Origin of the sequence: Leifsonia sp. EB41, from assembly GCF_041262565.1 — a bacterium.
Classification (GTDB): domain Bacteria; phylum Actinomycetota; class Actinomycetes; order Actinomycetales; family Microbacteriaceae; genus Leifsonia.
Genome location: NZ_JBGCCJ010000001.1, coordinates 3056294 through 3072389, shown reverse-complemented (window position 1 = coordinate 3072389; position 16096 = coordinate 3056294). Strand labels below are relative to the sequence as shown.

Annotated in this window: 14 protein-coding genes; 2 read left to right on the top strand and 12 right to left on the bottom strand. The window is 72.8% G+C overall.

Annotated elements, in window-relative coordinates; genetic code table 11:
• Positions 1 to 6 precede the first annotated feature (6 nt).
• Together ABH923_RS15250 and gabT are read right to left on the bottom strand one after the other, a co-directional pair.
• Entirely contained in the window at positions 7 to 1494 is a 1488-nt protein-coding gene (locus ABH923_RS15250) for an NAD-dependent succinate-semialdehyde dehydrogenase (RefSeq protein ID WP_370056240.1), read from the bottom strand.
• The gene (gabT, locus tag ABH923_RS15245) at positions 1491 to 2852 is read right to left on the bottom strand and encodes a 4-aminobutyrate--2-oxoglutarate transaminase (RefSeq protein ID WP_370056239.1); all 1362 of its coding nucleotides are present in this window, start codon (positions 2850 to 2852) and stop codon (positions 1491 to 1493) included. Before gabT ends, ABH923_RS15250 begins: the two co-directional genes overlap by 4 nt.
• Positions 2853 to 2945: 93 nt before the next feature.
• Here gabT and ABH923_RS15240 point away from each other — a divergent pair, with 93 nt between their 5' ends.
• Complete coding sequence (locus ABH923_RS15240) at positions 2946 to 4397, top strand: PucR family transcriptional regulator (RefSeq protein WP_370056238.1); 1452 nt, start codon at positions 2946 to 2948, stop codon at positions 4395 to 4397.
• A gap of 8 nt (positions 4398 to 4405) precedes the next feature.
• Here ABH923_RS15240 and ABH923_RS15235 read toward each other — a convergent pair whose 3' ends face one another.
• From ABH923_RS15235 to ABH923_RS15215, 5 genes are all read right to left on the bottom strand, one after another.
• Entirely contained in the window at positions 4406 to 4708 is a 303-nt protein-coding gene (locus ABH923_RS15235; protein ID WP_370056237.1) for a hypothetical protein, read from the bottom strand.
• Positions 4709 to 4855: 147 nt separating this feature from the next.
• The gene (locus ABH923_RS15230) at positions 4856 to 5848 is read right to left on the bottom strand and encodes a D-alanine--D-alanine ligase (RefSeq protein ID WP_370056236.1); all 993 of its coding nucleotides are present in this window, start codon (positions 5846 to 5848) and stop codon (positions 4856 to 4858) included.
• 107 nt (positions 5849 to 5955) lie between these two features.
• Entirely contained in the window at positions 5956 to 6798 is an 843-nt protein-coding gene (locus ABH923_RS15225) for a transglutaminase N-terminal domain-containing protein (RefSeq protein WP_370056235.1), read from the bottom strand.
• The gene (locus ABH923_RS15220; protein ID WP_370056234.1) at positions 6795 to 7721 is read right to left on the bottom strand and encodes an alpha-E domain-containing protein; all 927 of its coding nucleotides are present in this window, start codon (positions 7719 to 7721) and stop codon (positions 6795 to 6797) included. Before ABH923_RS15220 ends, ABH923_RS15225 begins: the two co-directional genes overlap by 4 nt.
• Positions 7721 to 9358, bottom strand: a complete 1638-nt coding sequence (locus ABH923_RS15215) for a circularly permuted type 2 ATP-grasp protein (protein WP_370056233.1) — start codon at positions 9356 to 9358, stop codon at positions 7721 to 7723. The genes ABH923_RS15220 and ABH923_RS15215 overlap by 1 nt, the downstream gene beginning before the upstream one ends.
• A gap of 105 nt (positions 9359 to 9463) precedes the next feature.
• Between ABH923_RS15215 and ABH923_RS15210 the strand changes: the two genes are divergently transcribed.
• Complete coding sequence (locus ABH923_RS15210) at positions 9464 to 10378, top strand: aldose 1-epimerase family protein (protein ID WP_370056232.1); 915 nt, start codon at positions 9464 to 9466, stop codon at positions 10376 to 10378.
• Positions 10379 to 10385: 7 nt separating this feature from the next.
• Here the strand turns inward: ABH923_RS15210 and ABH923_RS15205 are convergent, their stop codons facing one another.
• From ABH923_RS15205 to ABH923_RS15185, 5 genes are all read right to left on the bottom strand, one after another.
• On the bottom strand, positions 10386 to 11039 hold the full coding sequence (locus ABH923_RS15205) for a hypothetical protein (protein ID WP_370056231.1): 654 nt from the start codon (positions 11037 to 11039) through the stop codon (positions 10386 to 10388).
• Between the two features lie 487 nt (positions 11040 to 11526).
• The gene (locus ABH923_RS15200; RefSeq protein ID WP_370056230.1) at positions 11527 to 12894 is read right to left on the bottom strand and encodes a flavin monoamine oxidase family protein; all 1368 of its coding nucleotides are present in this window, start codon (positions 12892 to 12894) and stop codon (positions 11527 to 11529) included.
• A gap of 84 nt (positions 12895 to 12978) precedes the next feature.
• Entirely contained in the window at positions 12979 to 14097 is a 1119-nt protein-coding gene (locus tag ABH923_RS15195; protein ID WP_370056229.1) for a hypothetical protein, read from the bottom strand.
• An 89-nt stretch (positions 14098 to 14186) separates the two neighbouring features.
• Positions 14187 to 14807 (bottom strand): response regulator, encoded by a 621-nt coding sequence (locus ABH923_RS15190; RefSeq protein WP_370056228.1) that lies wholly within the window; start codon positions 14805 to 14807, stop codon positions 14187 to 14189.
• Positions 14804 to 15994 carry a sensor histidine kinase gene (locus ABH923_RS15185; RefSeq protein WP_370056227.1) on the bottom strand — a complete coding sequence of 397 codons (1191 nt, stop codon included), beginning with the start codon at positions 15992 to 15994 and terminating at the stop codon, positions 14804 to 14806. The genes ABH923_RS15190 and ABH923_RS15185 overlap by 4 nt, the downstream gene beginning before the upstream one ends.
• Positions 15995 to 16096 lie beyond the last annotated feature (102 nt).

Sequence of the window (16096 nt, the reverse complement as noted above, 5' to 3'; positions counted from 1 at the left end):
GCCGGGTCAGGCGGGGATGAGCGTGTACTTGGTGCTCAGGTACTCGTGGATGCCCTCGAGCCCGCCCTCGCGGCCGAGGCCCGACTGCTTGACGCCGCCGAACGGCGCTGCGGCGTTGGAGACGAGGCCGGTGTTGAGGCCCATCATCCCGGTGTCCACGCGGTCGATCATGCGCTGGCCGCGCGCGAGGTCCTGGGTGAACACGTAGCCGACCAGACCGTACTCGGTCTCGTTCGCGCGTGCCACGGCCTCGTCCTCGGTGGAGAAGGTCGTGATCGCGAGGATCGGGCCGAAGATCTCCTCGCGGAGGATCTCGCTGCCGGGCTGCACGTCCACGAGCACGGTCGGCTCGAAGAAGAAGCCGTCGCCCTCCGGGGCCTTCCCGCCGCTGAGGACGCGCGCCCCGCGGGACACAGCGTCGTCCACCAGGGCCGTCATGGAGGCGACCGCGCGGTCGTCGATGAGCGGGCCGATGGTGACGCCGGGCTCGGTGCCGGGGCCGATCTTCATGGCGTCGACCTTCTCGGTGACGCGGCGGGCGAACTCGTCGGCGACGTCCTCGTGGACGATGAAGCGGTTCGCGGCGGTGCAGGCCTGGCCGATGTTGCGGAACTTCGCGAGCATCGCGCCCTCGACGGCCTTGTCCAGGTCGGCGTCCTCGAAGACGACGAACGGGGCGTTGCCGCCGAGCTCCATGGAGGTGCGCAGCACGTTCTGTCCGGCCTGCGCGAGCAGCGCGCGGCCGACCGGCGTGGAGCCGGTGAACGACAGCTTGCGGAGGCGCGGGTCGGCGATGATCGGCGCGGAGACGGCGCCGGAGGTGTTCGTCTGCACGACGTTGACCACGCCGGCGGGAACACCGGCGTCGGCGAGCAGCTGCGCGAAGAACAGCGTGGTCAGCGGAGTCAGCTCGGCCGGCTTCACCACGACGGTGCAGCCCGCCGCGAGTGCGGGAGCGATCTTGCGCGTCGCCATCGCGAGCGGGAAGTTCCACGGCGTGATGAAGAACGACGGCCCGACCGGTCGCTGCGAGACGACCATCGTGCCGGTGCCCTCCGGGTTCTGCCCGTAGCGGCCGGCGATGCGCACGGCCTCCTCGGAGAACCAGCGCAGGAACTCGCCGCCATAGGTGACCTCGCCGTTGGCCTCGGCCAGCGGCTTGCCCATCTCCAGCGTCATGAGCAGTGCGAAGTCCGCGCGGCGCTCCTGCAGCAGGTCGAAGGCGCGGCGCAGGATCTCGGCGCGGGTGCGCGGCGGGGTCGCGGCCCAGGCGTCCTGAGCGGCCACCGCGGCGTCGAGGGCGCGGATGCCGTCCTCGGGCGTCGCGTTGGCGATCCGCTTGATGACGCGACCGGTGGCCGGGTCCTGCACCTGGATCTGCGGGCGGGTGCCCTGCTCCCAGACGCCGCCGATGAAGAAGCCGTCGGGGACGCGGGCGAGGAGGTCGGCCTCCGCAGCGGTGAACTCGGTGGTCACAGTGTCGACGGCGCTCATGCGTTGGCCACCGCCTCCGCGACGACGTCCAGCCCTTCGATGAGGAGGTGGTCCGGGATGCTGAGCGGCGGGAGGAAGCGGATCACGTTGCCGTAGGTGCCGCAGGTCAGCAGCACGACGCCGGCCGCGTGCGCAGCGGCGGCGACCTTGGCGGTCAGCGCGGCGTCGGGCTCCCCGGTCTCGGGGTCGACCAGCTCGATGGCGACCATGGCCCCGCGACCGCGCACCTCGGCGACGCGCGGGTCGGCGGCGCGGAGGGCGCCGAGCTTCTCGAAGAGGATCTCGCCGATGGCGCGGGCGCGCCCGGCCAGGTCCTCCTGCTCGTACGTCTCGATCGCGGCGAGCGCGGCGACGCAGGCGAGCGGGTTGCCGCCGTAGGTGCCGCCGAGGCCGCCGACCTGCGGGGCGTCCATGATCTCGGCGCGGCCGGTCACGGCCGACAGCGGGAGGCCGCCGGCGATGCCCTTGGCGGTGACGATCAGGTCGGGCACGATCCCGAACTGCTCGGAGGCGAACATGGTGCCGGTGCGGGCGAAGCCGGTCTGCACCTCGTCGGCGATGAAGACGACGCCGTTCTCGTTCGCCCACTCCTGGAGTGCCGGGAGGAAGCCGTCGGCCGGGACGATGAAGCCGCCCTCGCCCTGGATCGGCTCGATGATGATCGCGGCCAGGTTGGACGCGCCGATCTGCTTCTCGATCAGAGTGATCGCACGCGTGGCCGCCTCGGCGCCGGAGAGGCCGCCGTCGCGCAGCGGGTAGCTGAGCGGGGCGCGGTAGATCTCGGGCGCGAACGGGCCGAAGCCGTTCTTGTACGGCTGGTTCTTGGCGGTGAGGCCCATCGTAAGGTTCGTGCGGCCGTGGTAGGCGTGGTCGAACGCGACGACGGCCTGCTTGCCGGTGTAGTGCCGGGCGACCTTGACCGCGTTCTCCACGGCCTCGGCGCCGGAGTTGAACAGGGCGCTCCGCTTGACGAAGTCACCGGGCGTGAGGCGGTTGAGGGCCTCGGCGACCTCCACATAGGAGTCATACGGGGCGACGGTGAAGCAGGTGTGCGTGAAGGCGGCGACCTGTGCGGTCACGGCCTCGACCACGCGCGGGGCTGCGTTGCCCACACCGGTGACGGCGATGCCGGAGCCGAAGTCGATGAGGGAGTTGCCGTCGACGTCGACGAGCACACCCCCGCCGGCTGCGACGGTGAACACGGGGATGGTTGCGCCGACGCTCGCGGCGACGGCCTGCGCCTTGCGCTCGGCGCGCTTGCGCGACTCGGGGCCGGGGATGGGGGTGACGAGCCGGCGCTCCTGCGGGAGCGAGGGTCCGCCGACGATTGTTGCGGAGGCGGGAGTAACGATGGTCATGGCGGCATCGTAGGGAACCGGCGCGCCCCGCGCCTGGACGGGCCGTACAATTCGAACGTCAGGAATCGACACCCTGGCAGATGGAGTGCCCCGATGCCCGCGACCCTCGCCCAGCTGCTCGCCCGGCCCGAGCTCGGCCTCCACCTGCTCACCGCCGCCGACGTCGGCGAGCTGGACGTGCCGCTGTCGTGGGCGCACAGCTCCGACCTCCCCGATCCGACGCCGTTCCTCTCGCCCGGGCAGGTGCTGCTCGTGACGGGGACGCCGGAGGACGTCGACCCGTACGTGTCCCGGCTGGTGGAGCACGGGATTGCCGGGCTCGGGTTCGGCACGGAGGTCGTGCGCGACACCCCCGGGCCGCTCCTGGAGGCGTGTGTGCGGCACGGCCTCCCGCTGTTCGAGGTGCCGTACCGGACGCCGTTCATCGCGGTGGCGCGGTTCGTCGCCGACCGGCTGGCCGCGGACGCGTATGCGCGCAACACCTGGGCGCTGCGGGCCTCCCGGGCGATCTCGCTCGCGGCGCTGCGGCCCGACGCGCTGGGCGCTGTGCTCGCCGAGCTGGCCCGCCAGATCGACCGGCCGGTGGCGCTGATCGGGGCCGACGGGACGCTGGACCGGCTCGCGCCCGCCGGAGCGCTGGACGCGGCGGCGCGGGCGGTGCTGGTCGGCGCGGCCGAGCCGCTGCTGCGCAGCCGGCGCCGGGCGGCGGGGACTGCGGAGACGGAGGCCGGGCCGTTCTCCCTGCAGACACTGGGCGCGGCGGGGCGGCTGCGCGGCGTGCTCGCGATCGGGTCGGAGGGGCTCGACCAGGCCGCGCAGCAGGTGGTGACCGGGGTCGTCGCGCTCGCTGGACTCGCGCTGGAGCAGAGCCGGGCGACCGACGCGGCGCGGGCGCGCCTCCGCACGGCGGTGTGGCGGGCGCTGCTGGCCGGCGACGACGCGCTGGCGGAGGCGGTGGCCGAGCCGGTGCTCGGCGCGCTGCCCGAGCAGCCCGCGCGCGTGACGGTCCTGCACGGGGCCGCCATCGCGGCGGCGGCGGACTGGCTGGAGGCCGGCGGCGACGGGTTCTTCGCCCGCGACGGGCAGGACCTGGTGGTGCTCGGGTCGTCGCCGGAGGCGATCGCGGAGCTGGCCGAGCGGTTCGAGCTGCGCGGCGGGTCGTCGGCCCCCGTGACGTTCGGGGCGTTGACGTCCGGCGTGACGCAGGCCGGCGTCGCGGCGCGCCGGTCGAGCAGGGACGACCGGGTGCCGTCGTTCGACGACGTGGCGGCGGCCGGGATGCTCGCCCTGCTCCAGACGCCGGACGCGCGCGCGGTCGCGGCGACCGCCCTCGCCCCGCTGGCGGAGGCCGACCCGGCGCTGCCCGGCATCCTCCGCACCTGGCTCGACGCCGACGGGGTGTACGACGTGGCCGCGCGGCGGCTCGGGATGCACCGGCACACCTTGCGGGCGCGGGTCGCGGACGCCGAGCGGCTGCTCGGGCGCGACCTCGGCGGCTTCGCCGCCCGAGCGGACCTCTACGCCGCGCTGCGCGCGGCGGAGTAAGGCGACCTCTAGCGGTCGATCGGCACCAGCGAATCGGGAGCGAGCGACTCCGGCGCCAGCAGCGCGTCCGTCGTGATGTGCTTGGACGCGCGGATGCGGGTCACGATCAGCGCGCCGGCGGCCGCTGCGGCCGCGATGAAGAACAGCGCGGCGATCGCGAGGTCCACCCACTGGCGGCGGGTGAAGCCCAGGTGATGCCCGACGGCCACCGTCGCGAGGCCGTGGTCGACGGCCGGTGTGGTCAGGGCGCCGAGCGCGACCGCCGCCACGACGAACGCGAACCCGAACAACGACCAACCGACACTGCGCATGGTCCCATTCAAACCCACGGGATGCGCCGGGCAACCCCGCCGGGCCGATCGTTACCGGTCGTTCAGGTAACGAACGGTCGAACGGACTGACGGGACTCGCCGTGTCACGGGCGCGGGTCGCGGCGTGTCGTGTCAGTTGGATGGCGGTCAGCGCACGGCGAGGTCGACGATGCGGCGGCAGAGGTCGGCGTAGCCGATCCCGACGGCCGCCGCGGACTGCGGGAGCAGGCTGGTCGCGGTCAGGCCGGGCAGCGAGTTGACCTCGATCGTCCAGAGCACGCCGTCCCGGTCGAGCCGGAAGTCGGTGCGGCTGTAGCCGGAGAGGCGCAGCGCCCGGTGCGCGGTCAGTGCCGCCGCCCTGGCCTCCGCGGCGACCTCGGCCGGCAGGTCGGCCGGGAACGTCTCCGCGACCGCGCCGGGCTGATACTTGTCGCCGTAGCTGAACGCCGAGTCCGGGTCGACCGCGATCTCCCCCACCGCGAGCGCCTCGTCGCCGAGCACACCGACCGTCAGCTCGCGCCCCGGCACGAACCGCTCGAAGAGGACCGGGCCGAACACGGAGGCGCGCTCGACCGCGGCGTCCAACTCGTCCGGGTCGCGCACGATGCTCAGCCCGACCGTCGAGCCCTGCGCGTTCGGCTTCACGACGACCGGGAGTCCGAGCTCGGCCGCCGCGGCGCCCGGCTCGAGCGGGTCGAGCGCCCAGTCGGGCGTGCGCACCCCGGCCTGGAGGAGCACGCGCTTGGTGAGCTCCTTGTCCATCGCCAGCCCGCTGCCGAGCGGACCGGACCCGGTGTACGGGATGCCGGCGAGCTGGAGGAGCGCCTGCAACTCCCCGTTCTCGCCAGACCCGCCGTGCAGCGCGAGGAAGACCAGGTCGACGCCGGCGACCTCCTCGGGCAGCCGCAGCGCGCTCCCGGCGCCGGCCAGCCGCGCGAGCGCCGTCGACTCGGGCGGCGCGACGCCGACCGCGCCGGTCAGGACGCGCGCCTCCGCCGCCGCGTCGAGGGTTCCGGAGGCCGTGTCGACGGCCAGCACCTCGTGACCGAGCCCGCGCAGCGCGCGCACCACCGGCGCCGCACTCGCGATCGACACATCGCGCTCCTCGCTGGCCCCACCGAACAGCACACCGATCCGCATCCCGCCACCGTACCCACAACCCGCTGAGTACGCGAACAATCCGCGTACTCGAGCGTTTTCGCCCGATTTTGCCCGTACTCGGCGGGTGGTCAGGCCTCGGCGGCTGCTCAGGCCTCGCGGGTGATGGAGACGGAGACGAAGAGGTCCGAGCCGGCGGCTCCCGAGTAGACGCCGCGCAGCGGGGCGACGTCGGCGTAGTCCCGGCCGTGGCCGACGCGGACGTGCCGGTCGCCGATCGCGATGCCGTTGGTCGGGTCGTAGCCGTGCCAGCCGCCGCAGAACCACTCGACCCAGGCGTGCGACTCGCCGACCACCGTCTCCCCCACCGCCGCGTCGGCCTTCGGGTGCAGGTAGCCGGACACGTACCTGGCCGGGATGCCGGCCGAGCGCAACGCCCCGATCGCGACATGCGCGATGTCCTGGCAGACGCCGCTGCGCGACTCCCAGGCCTCCCGCGCCGTGGTCCGCACGCCCGTGACCCCGCTCTCGTAGGTCATCGCCTCCCCGACCGCGACGGAGATGGCCTGCGCGACGGAGCACGGATCACCGGCGCCGGCCGACGACGCCGCCAGTGCGACCAGCGACGCGGGCGGCTCGGTCAGCGGCGTCTGCCGGAGCTGCTGCACGCACTCCCCCGACCGCGCGACGGCCTCCGCCAGCTCCGGCCAGCCGAGCGGGTCGGGCGCGTGCGGCGCGTCCAGGACCTCCACCAGGCTCGTCGCCGTGATCGTCAGCTCGCGATGCGGGTTCAGCACGTCGAAGGCGAGCACGCGCGTTCCCCAGTAGTCGGTGTACTGGTGGTGCGACGAGACCGGATGGACGTCGAGCGCGCTGTGCAGCACGAGCTGCCGGTCGCCGGACGCCGGCATCATCCGCGCCTCGTTGTAGGAGGCCGACACCTCCGCCCCGTACCGGTAACCAGTCGAGTGGGTCACCCGCAGCCGCTTCATGCCCGTTCCCCGGTCCAGCTCGGCGCGGTGCTCTCCGGGAAGTAGCGCCGGGTGATCGCGGACGTCGCCGCGCTGGTCGCCTCCTGGACGACGGCCATGTGCGCGGGGAGGTCGTCCAGCACCTCCGCGACCGGCCGGAACTCCAGCTCGCTCTGCACCTGGCCGAGCAGCCGGACGGCCCGGTCGGACACGCCCGCGCGCTCGTGCCGGGGCTCGATATCGCGCAGGCTCTCCACGGCGCGCGTGACCGCGTAGAGGATGGACCGCGGGAACAGCCGGTCGTGCAGCAGGAATTCCGCCGCGTTCCGGGTGGAGGGCACCCCGCGGTACGTGCGCAGGTACGCCTCGTAGGCGCCGCAGGAGCGCAGGATGGTCGTCCAGCTCGGGCCGCTCGCCTCCGTCAGCGAGCGGGTGGCGAGCAGCCGCGCGGTCATGTCCGCCCGCTCCAGGCTGCGGCCGAGCGTGAAGAAGTGCCAGGCCTCGTCGCGGCTGGCGCCGGAGTCCATGATCCCGACGGCGAGCGCCGTGCGATCCCGCACCCAGGTGAAGAACTCGTGGACCTTGTCGCTGGCCACCCGCCGCGGCACCCGCGCGGCCGTGGTGTTGAGGCACTCCCACAGCTCGGTCGAGACGATCTCCCTGGCGCGCCGGGCGTTCTCCCGCGCGGCGCCCAGCGAGTAGGCGATGGAGGCCGGTGTCGTGCGGTCGACGGCGAGGAGGCGCAGGACGTCCTCCCGGGCGATCGGGCCCGGCACGGTCGCGGAGCCCATCACCCCGAGCAGCGACCGGCAGGCGGTGTCCTCGTCGATCCACGGGTCCTCCAGGAGCAGCTGGAGGTGCACGTCGAGGATGCGCGCGGTGCCGTCGCTGCGCTCGACGTAGCGGCCGATCCAGAACAGGGACGACGCGATCCTGCTGAGCATCACCACGCCTCCGTCTGCTGCTGCTGTTGCTGCTGGTCGCTGCGCGGCGCATCCTCCAGCGAGTGGTCGGGCGCCGGGAGCGGCGGCGCCGCGGCCTGGTCGGCGACGAGGCCGGACACGTTCCGGGGCTCCGGTTTCTCCTCGGCCCGCGGCTCGCCGGAAGCGGCCATCCCGACCACCCAGGTGTCCTTCGACCCGCCGCCCTGGCTGCTGTTGACGACGAGCTGCCCCTCCGCGAGCGCCACGCGCGTCAGGCCGCCCGGCAGCACCCAGACCTCCCGCCCGTCGTTGACCGCGAACGGCCTCAGGTCGACGTGCCGCGGCCGCATCCCGTCGTCGACGAGTGTGGGGATGGTGGAGAGCTGCACGACCGGCTGCGCGATCCAGCCGCGCGGGTCGGCGACGAGCTGCGCGCGCAGAATGGCGAGCTCCTTACGGTCGGCGTCCGGCCCGATCACCAGCCCCTTGCCTCCGGACCCGTCTACGGGTTTGACGACCAGCTCGTCCAGCCGGTCGAGCACCTCGGCCAGGGCGTCCGGCTCCTCCAGCCGCCAGGTGTCGACGTTCGGGAGGACCGGCTCCTCGGCGAGGTAGTACCGGATCAGGTCGGGCAGGTAGGTGTAGACGAGCTTGTCGTCGGCGACGCCGTTGCCGATCGCGTTGGCGATGGTCACGGTGCCGAGCCGTGCGGCGAGCATCAGCCCGGGCGTCCCGAGCACCGAGTCCACCCGGAACTGCAGCGGGTCGATGAAGTCGTCGTCGATCCTCCGGTAGATCACGTCGACGCGCTGCGGGCCGGAGGTGGTGCGCATCCACACCGTGCCGCCGGAGCAGAACAGGTCGCGGCCCTCCACCAGCTCCACCCCCATCAGCCGGGCCAGGAGGGTGTGCTCGAAGTACGCGGAGTTGTAGACGCCGGGGGTGAGGACGACGACGTTCGGGTTCTCCATCCCGCCGGGCGCGCTCGCCTTCAGCGCCTGCAGCAGCCGGTACGGGTAGTCCCCGACCGGCCGCACGCGCATCGAGGTGAACAGCTCGGGAAGGGTCTGCGCCATCACGCGGCGGTTGGAGATCACGTACGAGACACCGCTCGGCACCCGCACGTTGTCCTCCAGCACCCGCCAGCCGCCCTGCTCGTCACGGATCAGGTCGATGCCCGAGACGTGGATGCGCACCCCGTTGGCGCTCTCCACCCCGGCGGCCGCGCGGTGGAAGTGCGCGGAGGAGGTGATCAGGCCGGCCGGGATGACACCGTCGCGGACCGCGTTCTGTGCGCCGTAGACGTCGCTGAGGAACGCCTCCAGCGCCCGGACGCGCTGCTTCACCCCGCTCTCGATCCGCGACCACTCGGCCTGTTCGATGACCCGGGGGACCGCGTCGAGCGGGAACGGCCGCTCCTCCCCCGCGAAGTCGAAGGTGACGCCCTGCGCGAGGTACGAGCTGGCGAGCGCGTCGGTGCGGCCGCGGAGCTCCTCCTGCGTCAGCGCGGCCAGAGCCGCGAACAGCTCGCGGTAGGCGGGACGGGTGCGCTCGGCGACGGCGCCGCGCACGTCGGCGAACATCTCGTCGAACGGCGTGGCCCTGCCGCGCCGGCGCCGCGCGGCCTGCGTGCCGTACCCGCCGAACAGATCACCCATGCCAGGACGCTACCGAGCGCCGGTTACCCGCAGATTTCCCCACGTTTCGCGGACGTCACATCCTCCCGGTTCGGGTCGACGACGGATTGCCGCCAGAATGGGCGGATGAGCATCCCGATCTCCGGCACCCACTTCGGTCTCACCGCCGGCGACTACCACGCCACCATCGCGTCGGTCGGCGCCTCCCTGCGCACGCTGGAGTTCGACGGCAGGCCGCTGGTCGTCCCGTTCTCCGCCGACGAGGTGCGGCCGGCGTTCCGCGGCGCGACGCTCGCGCCGTGGCCGAACCGGGTCGTCGACGGCCGGTACACCTTCGACGGGACCGAGCGGCAGCTCGCGCTCACCGAGCCCGGCCGCGGCCACGCCCTGCACGGCCTCGCCACCTGGCTCGAGTTCACCGCGATCGACCGCTCCCCCAGCAGCGTCACCCTGTCCGCGACCATCGAGGCGCAGGACGGCTACCCGCACCGCGTGGAGGTCGCCGTCGCTTTCGAGCTGGACGAGGACGGCCTCCACACCACGGTCACCGGCACCAACACCGGCACCACGCCCGCGCCGTGGGGCACCGGCCCGCACCCCTATCTGGTGGCGGGCGAGGGCCGCGTGGACGACTGGACGCTCGACCTCCCGGCGGACCGGGTGCTCACGGTGACCGAGGACCGGCTGATCCCGGCCGGGCTCGCCGATGTGATGAGCGGCCCCTTCGACTTCCGGGCCGCGCGCCCGATCGGCGACACGTTCATCGACCACGCCTTCACCGGGCTGCGCCGCGACGCCGACGGCACCGCGACGGTCTCGCTGCTCGCCCCGGACGGCACCGGCGTCGCGATGACCTGGGACGCGTCGTGCCCGTGGGTGCAGGTGCACACGGCGGACCGCGACGTGCCGGAGCTCAACCGGCTGGGACTGGCGGTGGAGCCGATGACCTGCCCGCCGGACGCGTTCAACTCGGGCACCGACCTCATCGTGCTGGAGCCCGGGGAGTCGTCGGCGGCGGGGTGGACGATCCGGGCGCTGTGAGCCGGCGCTAGCCCGCGGAGGGGGCGGGCGTCTCGATCGCGCGCGGCGAACGCAGCCCCTGGACAAGGAAGAGCACGCCGGTCAGGAGGAGGGCGAGCGGGATCCCGACGAGCCCCCAGAGCCAGACGTCGAGCACCGCGGGGAGGGGGATCCGGCTCACCACCACCACGCCGGCCAGGATCAGCGCGACGACCGGAAGTGCCCAGCGGGCCGGTCCCGTGACGACTCCTGCCCGGAAGACGCTGACCGCGGCCACGATCAGCGCAACCACCCGGACGATCTCCAGGGTCCAGAACAGGATGCTCACGAGGGCCAGCACTCCGGAGTTCACGCCGACCGCGGTCATGTTCACCGTGACATACCCGGCGGACACGATGCTCGTCAGGGCGAAGAGCACGAGGGCGGTCCTCCCGACCCGGGACGGCCCGGCGATGCCTTGTTCGCCGCGGATGCCGAAGGCCAGCACGACGAAGGCGATGACCAGGACGGCGGCGGACGCCGTCCCGGCGAAGGGCGTCTCGGCCGAGTAGAGCCACGAGGTCCCGGGCGGCGGGAAGAGGAAGGCCAGCTCGGCCACGATCGGGGTCAACGCCGCGAGAACGAGGCCGGCTCCACCCCAGGTCAATGTGGTGCGCGATGCGCTCACCGGCTCACTCGTCACGATTGCGCCCCCTCGCCGCTCCGGGCCGCCACCCGAGCGGCCCAGCGGGCACCGCACCCGCGGCACCCATCGAGGAGACTCTGCTTCACCGACGCCGAAACGTCAAGCATCACCACATTCTTCCGCCCCGACCCTGCGCCCCAGCCACCCCGGAAACGGGTGATGCCCCCAGCGGAACCCGACCCGGCTGGGGGCATCGATGGCTGCACTAGGAGCAGCGTGGCGTCACGACGGAGGCAAGTACCCGTTCAAGCCTTCCGTCTACCACTGAGCCTCCGGATGATTCACGGTTGCTCGTGATTAGACGATACATGCTCGATGAAAGATTTCACAGACTCCGACAACGCTATGCATGCATTAGCGGTGTCCCGGCGGCCGGGGCGCGCATCCCACGACGGTGCGCGGCCCGGCCGGCCGGAGTGGTGCGCGCGGCCATCCACGACTGGCCGCGCGCGGTCTGGAGGGGCTGCGAGCAGCCCGTCGCCGGCTAGCTGCCGGCGGGCTGCAGCGCCGCCACGATCGCCGCGGCGGTGTCGCGGCCGACGCGGATCGCGCCGTCCACGTGCTGGTAGCCCTTGCCCGCCAGGTCGCTGCAGGAGAAGTGGATCGGACCGACCGGCGTGCGCAGGTCCGCGCCGTAGCGCGCCAGGCCGCCCATGTCGAAGCTCGCCGCGTAGGCGCCGCGGGTCCACTCCTCGCTGCCCCAGTCGCTCTCGTAGTACACGACGGGGCTCAGCGCCTGCACGCCGTAGTAGTGCGACAGCGACTCGAGGATGCGCGCCTTGCGCTCCTCCGGGCTGAGCCGGAAGACGTCGTCGGCGGACTCGTCGGAGACGAACCCGACCAGGGTGCCGCGCGGGTCGCCGTCGTAGCTGTTGTCGTACGCCTCGTGCACCAGCTCGTACGGGCTGAAGGCGGTGCCGCTGTAGCCGAGGTCGCGCCAGAAGGGCGTCTCGTAGACGGCGTGCACCTTGATGACGAAGCCCATCGAGAGGTGCTGGTGGAGCTGCTGCTGGCGGCGCGGCAGCGGCGGGTCGTAGGAGATCCGGCTGATCAGCACGGGAGGCACGGCCAGGATCGCGAACCGGGCGTTCACCTGCAGGTCGTCGGTGATCGCCGTCACGCCGGAGCCGTTCCAGCGGAGGGTGCGCACGGGCGAGTTCAGGTGGACGTCCTCGCCCAGGCGCTCGGCGAGCAGCAGCGGCACCTGCTGGAGGCCGCCCTTCACGCGCTTGTCGAGGATGAAGTCGGCGTCGACCAGGTGGCTGAAGCTGCCGGCGCTGGCGGCCATGAGCAGGGCCTGCAGCGCCGAGAAGGCGTGCGCGGGCTTGGTGAGCATGGCGCCTGCGATGAACATGCCGATGTTGAGGCGGGCCTCCTCGTCGTCGGTCTGGGTCTCCAGCCAGCGGCGGAACGAGATCTCGTCCAGCTCCTTCGCCTGCGGGTGCTCCCACGGGCGGTCCGGGTCGATCTCGGCGACGAGGGCGTCGAGCCGCTCGATCAGGCCGACGATCTCCTGCTCGGTCGCCGGGGCGACGGGGAAGATCTCGCCCTCGAAGGTGCGGCGGGCGCCGCCCTCGCCGAGGTAGATGTTGATGCCTTCGCGGTAGCGGGAGTAAGTCTCGAGGCCGAGCTCCTCCAGGGTGCCGATCAGGGCGTCCTGGTCGGGCGAGACCCACTGGCCGCCGATCTCCAGGGTGGCGCCGTCGATGTCGTTCGTCCAGAGCCGGCCGCCCACGCGGTCGCGGGCCTCCAGCACGGCGACGCTCAGGCCGGCCTTCGTCAGTTCGGTCGCGGCCGTGAGGCCGGAGGCTCCAGCGCCGACGATGACCACGTCACGTTCGATGCTGTTCATGGCTATCACTCCTCCATCGGGGTTCACGAGGATGCTAGGCGGGCGCGCAACGCCTCATCCTGTACACGCTGTCGAAGAGGCGAGTCAACCCTCGACGACGTGTACGTTCTGCTGCTCAGCGCGCGCCTCCGCCGACGCGGCGCCGGTCATCCGCAGGTAGACGATGAGCCAGCTGAAGACCAGGACGCCCGCCACCAGCTCCGCGGCCGTGAGGACGTAGTAGCCGATCACGAACAGCACCAGGACCGCCACGATCGTGGCGAAGAACACGTAGCCGAGCACGAAGAACGACCTCGGCGCGGTCGGCAGCGCGGGCCGCACCCAGAACACGACGAGCGCGAAGACGAGGACCATCCCGACCGCCGACACGTTGTGCAGGAGGATCGAGATGTTCAGCGTGAAGATGCCGACGCACGCCAGCAGCACGCCGATCAGGATCAGGCCGACGCGAACCCGCAGCACGGCCGACCGCCGCTTGGGCTCGACGATGCCACGGGCGTCCGTGGCGTACCGCGCGATCGCGGTCACGATGACGCCCGTCACGATGAGCGTGAGATTGAACGTCAGCGACGAGACGCTCTGCGACATCCCCAGCGCGCTGAGATGCTTCTGCCACCAGTGCGGGTCTGGCGCGCTCAGCATGGAGGCCAGGATGCCGCCCACGGCGAACGCCGCCAGGACGGTGGAGAGCCGCATCAGGTCCATCCCCGCGGCCGAGAGGAACACGGCGTACGCGGTCACCCCGGTGGCCGCGCCCGCGAGCACGGTCGCGGAGAGGAAGTAGACGGTCGCGTCCTGGAACCCGTTCGCGAGCACGGCGCCCAGCACCAGCCAGCCGAGCAGGGCCAGGATGCCGTGGGCCAGCGCGATCGCGAAGGTGTCGAAGATGTCGACGCCCGTCGCGCGGTGCGGCGGGGCGCCGGGTGCTGCCCCAGTCTGGAACGGAGTGAGACCCTCGCGCCGCCAGAGCCGCCCGGCGATGTACGCGAGGAAGGCGAGCACCCCGGCGGCGATCGCGACGAACTGGCCGACCGAGTTCGGGCCGGCGATCGGGAGATCGCGCCCCCAGAACACGAGAAGGGCGACGACGCCGGCGAGCACGAAGGTGACCGCGCCGACTACGATCCCCGCTCCCTCGACGGTGAGCCGTGCGGGTGCGCTGAGGCCGCCGAACGTCGGCCGGATTCGATCCCTGGTGCTCATCGCGGTCACCTTCCGCACTCGCGCGCGACCGGGGCGGTCGACGGTGGGCACAATGTAACGCCGGGGGCGGGGTGACGGCTATATCCGCCTCAGCGCAGCAACCCGAGCGACCGCGCCGCGCTCACCGCGGCCGTCCGCGACCCCACGTCCAGCTTCGTGAAGATGTGCACCAGGTGCGACTTCACGGTGGCCTCGGTGATGTGGAGGCGGGCGGCGATGTCGGTGTTGGAGGCGCCTTCGGCGACGAGTTCCAGCACCTCCAGCTCGCGCGTGGAGAGGCTGGTCAGCGGGGCGCGCATGCGGGCCATCAGGCGGCCGGCGATCACCGGGGCCAGGGCGCTCTCCCCCGCCGCTGCCGCGCGCACGGCGGCGACCAGCTCGTCCGGCGGGGCGTCCTTCAGGAGGTAACCGCTCGCTCCGGCCTCGATCGCGCTGAGGATGTCGGCGTCGGTGTCGTAGTTGGTCAGCACCAGCACGTGCGGCGGGTCGTCGAGCGCGCGGATGCGGCGGGTGGCCTCCGCGCCGCGCGGGCCGTCGGCGAACTGGAGGTCCATGAGCACCAGGTCGGGCGCGAGCTGGTCGGCGAACAGCACGGCGTCGTCGGCGGTGGCGGCCTCCCGGATCACCTCCAGGTCGTCCTCGGCGTCCAGCAGGGCGCGGATGCCGGCGCGCACGACCGGGTGGTCGTCGGCGATGACGATGCGGATCATGCGTCGTCCCCCATCACTCTCGTGGGCACGGTCACGGTCAGCCGGGTGCCCCGTCCCGGGGCGCTGTCGACGTCGAGGGTTCCGTCGAGCTGCGCGACGCGTTCGGCGATCGCGCGGAGGCCGAAGGAGTCGGCGCCGCGCGGGCCGGTCGCGACCGCTGCCGGGTCGAAGCCCACGCCGTCGTCGGCGACGACCAGCACGGTCTCCTCGCCGTCAGCCCGCAGGGTCAGCGATGCACGGCTCGCGCGGGCGTGCTGACGGACGTTCGCGATCGCGCCCTGGGCGATCCGCAGCAGGGCGGTCTGCAGGTCCATCGGGAGGTCGAGCGACGGCGGCGTCTCGACCTCCACGCGGAGGCCACCGGGCGTGGACTGCGCCTCCCCCAGCCGGCGGAGGGCCTCCCCCAGCCCGGCGTCGAGCGCGGGCGGCGTCAGCTCGCGGATGAAGGCGCGGGTCTCGGCCAGGCTGTCGGCGGCGGTCTCCCGGGCCAGGCGGACGTGCTCGATGCCGGGGCGGTCGGGGTCGGCGCGCTCGGCCGCATGCAGGAGCAGCTGGATGCTGGAGAGGCCCTGCGCGACGGTGTCGTGGATCTCCCTGGCCAGCCTGGCGCGCTCGGCGAGCGCGCCCTGCTCGCGCTCGGTCTCGGCCAGCCGGTCGCGGGTGGAGAGCAGCTCGGCGAGGAGCGCCTCCCGCTCGGCGGCCTCCTGGGCGAGCGCGCGGTAGCCGAGGCCGAGCAGGATGGCGACGCCCGCTCCGATCAGCGGTCCGATCACGGCGGCCAGCGAGAAGCCCTGGTGGAGGCCGAGGGCGAGGATCGCGATGACGGTCGTGACCACGACCGCGAGGGGGCCGAGCCACCGCGGCAGCAGGTGGAGGAAGAGGAAGAAGAGCGGGAACGACAGGTACGCGGCCTCCGGCACGAGGATCACGAGGCCGACCCAGATCAGCGCCAGCGCCGTCACCCAGGCGGTCGCGGCCGCGCGGCGCCGCGCCAGCGGCACCCGCCGGACGAACGCGCTCGACACGTAGACGGCGGCGAAGACGAGCACCAGTACGAGCCCGGCGACGGCGGCGGGAGGCGGCAGCGCCGGCAGCCGCACGAGCACCAGGACGAGCAGTCCCGCGATGAGCACGTGCAGCCCGACGCGCAGCCCGACGAAGACCGGGGTGAGGGCGCTGTGGGACATGGCACGCCCAGCCTACGGAGCGCACGCCGGGTTCGGCATCAATGGAAAGTCGGAGAGGAGGTTCGACCGCATCGACGATGTGGCGCTCGACGGGAGAGCGAA